The organism is Methylobacterium indicum, from assembly GCF_001043895.1.
Lineage (GTDB): Bacteria > Pseudomonadota > Alphaproteobacteria > Rhizobiales > Beijerinckiaceae > Methylobacterium > Methylobacterium indicum.
In genome coordinates this window covers 1-5,471 of the sequence record NZ_JTHF01000430.1, presented here as the reverse complement: position 1 = coordinate 5,471, position 5,471 = coordinate 1, and the positions used below count along the sequence as shown (strand labels likewise).

Annotated in this window: 6 protein-coding genes; 4 read left to right on the top strand and 2 right to left on the bottom strand. The window is 73.2% G+C overall.

Going from position 1 to position 5,471, the window contains the following annotated elements; all coding sequences use genetic code 11:
- Positions 1-48: 48 nt before the first annotated feature.
- Entirely contained in the window at positions 49-549 is a 501-nt protein-coding gene (locus QR78_RS31125; protein ID WP_053221183.1) for a hypothetical protein, read from the top strand.
- Positions 550-592: 43 nt separating this feature from the next.
- Here the strand turns inward: QR78_RS31125 and QR78_RS31120 are convergent, their stop codons facing one another.
- Positions 593-1,033 (bottom strand): DUF1489 family protein, encoded by a 441-nt coding sequence (locus QR78_RS31120; protein ID WP_048431507.1) that lies wholly within the window; start codon positions 1,031-1,033, stop codon positions 593-595.
- 133 nt (positions 1,034-1,166) lie between these two features.
- Positions 1,167-2,036 carry a hypothetical protein gene (locus QR78_RS31115; RefSeq protein ID WP_048431506.1) on the bottom strand — a complete coding sequence of 290 codons (870 nt, stop codon included), beginning with the start codon at positions 2,034-2,036 and terminating at the stop codon, positions 1,167-1,169.
- Between the two features lie 152 nt (positions 2,037-2,188).
- Between QR78_RS31115 and QR78_RS31110 the strand changes: the two genes are divergently transcribed.
- The 3 genes from QR78_RS31110 to QR78_RS31100 all read left to right on the top strand — a co-directional run.
- Entirely contained in the window at positions 2,189-3,364 is a 1,176-nt protein-coding gene (locus QR78_RS31110) for an MFS transporter (RefSeq protein WP_048431505.1), read from the top strand.
- Positions 3,365-3,455: 91 nt separating this feature from the next.
- A complete protein-coding gene (locus tag QR78_RS31105; protein ID WP_244276401.1) occupies positions 3,456-4,601 on the top strand; it encodes an MlaE family ABC transporter permease in 1,146 nt (381 codons plus the stop codon).
- A 102-nt stretch (positions 4,602-4,703) separates the two neighbouring features.
- Positions 4,704-5,471 (top strand): ABC transporter ATP-binding protein (locus QR78_RS31100; RefSeq protein WP_423793836.1); only part of this gene is annotated, 768 nt, incomplete at its 3' end.

The following is a 5,471-nucleotide window of genomic DNA, read 5'->3' as shown; positions in this document are numbered from 1 at the left end:
GCTGGGATGGCCCGGCCCCGATCGGTCCCACCGAGCCGAGGAAATGTCATGCCCGTCGCGTCCCGCCTCCCCGCTCTCGCCCTCGCGGGGCTCCTGCTCCTCGGGGCCGGCCCGGCCCTCGCCGCCGGCCTCGATTGTCCGGCCGGCGGCAAGGCCGCGCCGGACGGGCCTCTGTTCGAGGCGATCATGAAGCCGGGCGCCGCCGCGGGCTCGAATCGCGCCCTGGGCGATGCCGTGAAGCGCCTGAGGGCCGAGGGCCTGTCGAATGGGGCGATCATCGACCACGCGGTGGCGTCCTACTGCCCGGTGATCGACCGCGACACCAGCCTGACGCCGCCCCAGAAGCGATCGGCCCTGCGCAGCTTCGCCGCGCAGGTCACGACGCTCGCCTACGATCCGTCCCAGGACGCGACGCAGATCCTGGTGACGGTGCCGGTCCCGACCGCCCTGTCCGACCAGATCGACGCGGCTGCCGCCAAGGCGAAGCTACCGCGCGACACCTGGATCCTGCGGACCTTGGAGGCGGGGGCCGGCGGCCGCCAGGGCTGAGACCGAAGGGCGGGTTTCCGGGGTCGACCGGTCGCCCGTTCCCTCAGAGCAGCCCGAGCGACGCCAGTTCCCGCCGCATCGCCTCGGGCATCGCCGCGAGGTCGCCGGCCGCGTGGCGGGAGATGTCGCGCGGGGCATCGGCGGGGGTGAGGTAGCGCCAGCCCTGGAACGGCCGGCAGGGCCGCGGCTCGACCGGCGTCACGGCCGGATCGAGGACGAGACGGCAGCGGCCGACGCCCTCACCATCGACGAAGGGGCGGATCGCCAGGACGGGCTGGCGGCAGGCGATCAGGCCGCGAATCACCCAGTAGAGCGAACCCGCGCCGACGATCTCGTCGCCGCGCTTCGGGACCATCCGGGTGATATGGGCCTGCTCGGGCGGGCGGCCCTGGCGCACGGCCTCGGCCCGGCGCGCGGCGATCCACTCCTCGAGATCGGCGATGGACTCGCAGCCGACGCAGAGCTTGAGGAGGTTCAGGGACATCGGGACCGGGTTCGAGGCTGTGGGCTGCGCGGTCCCTGTGCGGCGATCATGGCGCCGCGAGGGCAGAGGCCTCGCCGCGAGGACAGAGGCCTCGCCGCGAGGGCGAAGCACTCACGCAGCGACGCAGGGCCGCTCAGGTGAAGCGGGCGAGCTTCTCGTTGACCGCGAGGTCGTCGATCTCCGCGAAGGCGTCCTCGAGGGTGACCGCGTCGTCGATCGGCGGCGCCTCCTCGCGCACCGGCACGAAGGCGATGTCGTCGTCGGCCAGAGCGGTCTCGACGAGACGCAGCCGCGGCGCCGCCTCGGGCCTGTCGCCGTCATCCCCCCTCCCCCGGCCCGTCGCGACGATCTCGTCGACGTCGTCCTGGTCGAGGGCGGTTCCCGGCATCTCGGCGCGCTGCCCGGCCTGCGCCGGCGGATCGTCCTCGCTGGCCCAGATCTCGATCATCGCGGTCAGGCGCTGCTCGAGGTAGCGCAGGGTGTTGACGATGCGGCTGGTGCGCTGGGCCGTCAGGTCCTGGAACGAGCAGGCGGTGTAGATCTGGGTCGCGTTGTGGTCGAGGCGGTCGCAGACGCTGCTCTCGGCGCCGGTCTCGCGCAGGGTCCAGGCGACCTCCTGGACCTCCTCGGCGGCCTGAAGGATGTCGGAGGTCGCGCGCTCGGTGGTCCTCACGATGCCGTCGAGGGCCTCCGAGGCGGCGCCGAGCTGGCTCTGGTCCTGTTCGGGCGTGTGGATCGCTGCGATCTCGGACTTGGTGCGGCTGATCGCCTTCGCCATCTCGATCAGGTCGAAGCGCAGGCGCTCCATCCCGGGCGGGCCGCGCTCGGCCGTGACGACGGTCTCGATCCGGCCGATCGCCTGGAGCAGCACGTCGGTATCGGCGTGGCGGTTGCGCCGGGCGAACTCGCCGAGGAACCAGCGTCCCCGCGCGGTCTCCAGCATCGCGCCCTCGATGACGTCGTACTCCTCCCGCGGCATGGGGAGCGAAGGGGTCCCGGCCATCTCACCTGCCCTGTCAATCGCCCACCGGATCGGCCGGCGCGGCGTCGCCCGATCAGGCGTGTCGTCGTTAAGGCTTGACATCCCGGCGTTAACGGCGGCTTACGCCAGGCCCGCCCCGGGGCGGCTGATTCGGTCTCGCCCCCAAGGTTCTCGTGACGGTCCCTCCGCCCTCCTCCCGCGACGGCCTGCGCCTCGCCCTCCTCTATGCGGCGGTCTTCGCCGGAATCGGCGTGGCGATGCCGTTCCTGCCGCTCTGGCTCGCCGGGCTCGGCCTCGGACCCGAATTGATCGGGGCGCTCGTCGCCCTGCCGATCCTGGTCCGGATCGTCGCGACCGCGCCGCTCGTGGGCCTGATCGACCGGGGTGTTGCGCCCCGCACGCTGATGGTCGCCGGCAGCCTCGGCCTTGCCGCGACCTGGGCCCTGATGCCCCCGGCGGCCTCCCTGTCCTGGCCGCTGCTCGCGGGGGTGATCGTCGTCAACGCCGTCGCCGGCGCATCGCTCGTGCCCTGCCTCGATTACCAGAGTCTCGCCGCGGTGCGCCGCAGGCCGGATCTCGACTATGCCCGGATCCGGCTCGGCGGTTCCCTCGGCTTCCTGGCCGCGACGCTGCTCGGCGGGTGGCTCCTCGGCGTCGTCGGCACCGGCGGCATCCCGAACTTTCTCGCCGGGCTCGAACTCGCCTCGGCCTGCGGCGCCGCCCTGCTGCTGCGCCGGGAGAGCGCGACCGCCCCGGCCCGCCGCGCCTCCGGTCGGGTACGCCTGCCCGCCGCCCTGTGGCTCGCCATCGCGGCCGGCGCGGCGATCCAGGCGAGCCACGCCGCCGTCTATGCCTTCGGCTCGATCCACTGGGTCGGTCTCGGCCTGTCGCCGGCCGAGACCGGGATCGCCTGGGGCGTCGGGGTCGTCGCCGAGGTCGGCTTCTTCGCGGTGGCCGGGCGCATCCCGTTCTTGCGCGATGCGCCGTTCCGCCTGCTCGGCCTCGGGGCCGTCGCCGCGCTCCTGCGCTGGGGCGGGCTTCTCGCCGCCGCCGGCCTGCCGACCCTGGTCCTGCCGCTCCAGGCCCTGCACGCCCTCACCTTCGGGGCGACGCAGCTCGGCGTCATGGCGGCCCTGTCGCGCCTCGCCCCCGAGGGCGGCCGCGGCGCCGCGCAAGGCACCTACGCGGCCTGCGCCGCCCTCGCCTCGGCCTCCGCCACCCTGGCGAGCGGCGCGGCCTACCGGGCCGGCGGCGGGTCCCTCGCCTTCGGGCTGATGCTGCCGGTGGCGGGCCTCGGCCTCGCCTTCACCCTCGCGGCGGCGCGGGCGGCCCGCAGCGCCAGGCAATGACACCCGTCGACCCGATGGTTTGCGAATTGTTAGCATGACGGGGTATAGGACCGGCCCGAGGGGATCTGTGGCGAACGAGGGAGGCCGGCCCGTGCCGACCGAACCGATCACGCGGGGGGGCGATCCGGCCCACGCCGCGGTCGAACGCGTCCGCGACGGTCTCGCCGCGCGCCTCACCGGCCGCTGGACCGCCGACCAGGCGCCCGCCGTCGAGGGCGCCGCCGCCGCGATGCTGGCGGGTGCCGGCGGCGCGCCCCTGGTCATCGACCTGTCGAGCCTGTCGCGCCTCGACACCCTGGGCGCCTGGGTCCTCGAGCGCACCCGGGCGGCGCTGCCCGCCGGCACCGCCTATGCGGGGGCCTCGCCCGAGCACCTGATCCTCTTGCGCGAGGTCGCCTACCGGGAAGCCGCGCCGGCCGCGCGCGCCCGGCGCTTCCACCCCCTCGATCCGGTGGCGAACCTGGGCTCCGGCGTGCGCAGCCTCGGCCACCAGGGGCTCGCCGGCCTCGCCTTCCTGGGCGAGGTGGTGGCGGGCTGCCTGCGGGTGCTCGCCCGCCCGCGGAGCTTCCGCGGGCCGGCGCTCGTCAACCAGATCGAGCAGATCGCGCTGCGCGGCGCGCCGATCATCATGCTGATCGCCTTCCTGGTCGGCTGCATCGTCACCCAGCAGGGCATCATCCAGCTCCAGCGCTTCGGCGCCCAGAGCTACGTCGTCAACATGATCGGCATCCTGGCGCTGCGCGAGCTCGGGGTGCTCCTCACCTCGATCATGGTGGCGGGGCGCTCCGGCTCGGCCTTCACGGCGGAGATCGGCTCGATGCGGATGCGCGAGGAGGTCGACGCCCTGCGGGTCATGGGTCTCGACCCGATCGAGATCCTGATCGTCCCGCGGATCATCGCCCTGATGCTGGCCCTGCCGCTGCTCGCCTTCCTGGCCGATCTCGCGGCGCTTGCCGGCGGCGCGCTCACCTCCTGGCTCTATGGCGGGCTCTCCCTCGAGGCCTTCGCGTTCCGGCTCCAGAACGCGATCGGCCTGCGCCACGTCCTGATCGGCCTGATCAAGGCGCCGTTCATGGCCCTGATCATCGGCATCATCGCCTCGGTGGAGGGTTTCCTGGTCGAGGGATCGGCCGAATCGCTCGGCCGCCACGTCACCGCCTCAGTCGTCAAGTCTATCTTCATGGTCATCGTCCTCGATGGACTCTTCGCCGTGTTCTTCGCGGCCATCGATTTCTGAGCGAGGCGAGCCCTTCCCTTGCACCCTCCCTCCCTTGCCCCGTCGGCCATTCCCGGCTGCCTGCCCGACCGCCTGCCCGGCGCGCAGGATCCGATCATCCGCGTGCGCGACCTCGTGGTCGCGTTCGGCGAGCGCACCGTGCTCAAGGGGCTCAACCTCGACATCCGCCGGGGCGAGATCCTCGGCTTCGTCGGGCCCTCCGGCCAGGGCAAGTCGGTGCTGACCCGCACCCTGCTCGGCCTGGTGCCGAAGCGGTCGGGCACGATCGAGGTCTTCGGCGAGGATGTCGACCGCCTGACCCTCGCCCAGCGCCGGGTGATCGAGCGGCGCTGGGGCGTGCTCTTCCAGCAGGGCGCCCTGTTCTCGGCGCTCACCGTCAAGCAGAACATCCAGGTGCCGATGCGCGAGCACCTGAAGCTGTCCGAGCGCCTGCTCGACGAGTTCGCCCGGCTCAAGATCGAGATGGTGGGCCTGAAGCCCGACGCCGCCGACAAGCTGCCCTCCGAGCTCTCGGGCGGCATGATCAAGCGCGCGGCGCTGGCCCGGGCGCTCGCCCTCGACCCCGAGGTGCTCTTCCTCGACGAGCCGACCTCCGGCCTCGACCCGATCGGCGCCGGCGAGTTCGACGAGCTGGTCGCGACGCTCCAGCGCACGCTCGGGCTCACCGTGTTCATGGTGACCCACGACCTCGACAGCCTCTACACCGCCTGCGACCGCATCGCGGCGCTCGGCGACGGCCAGATCATCGCGGAGGGGCCGATCGACGCGATGCTCGCCTCCGACCATCCCTGGCTGCGCTCCTACTTCCACGGCAAGCGCTCGCGCTCGATCGTGGTGCCGTCATCCCGCGGCGCGGTGGAGGGCGTCGCC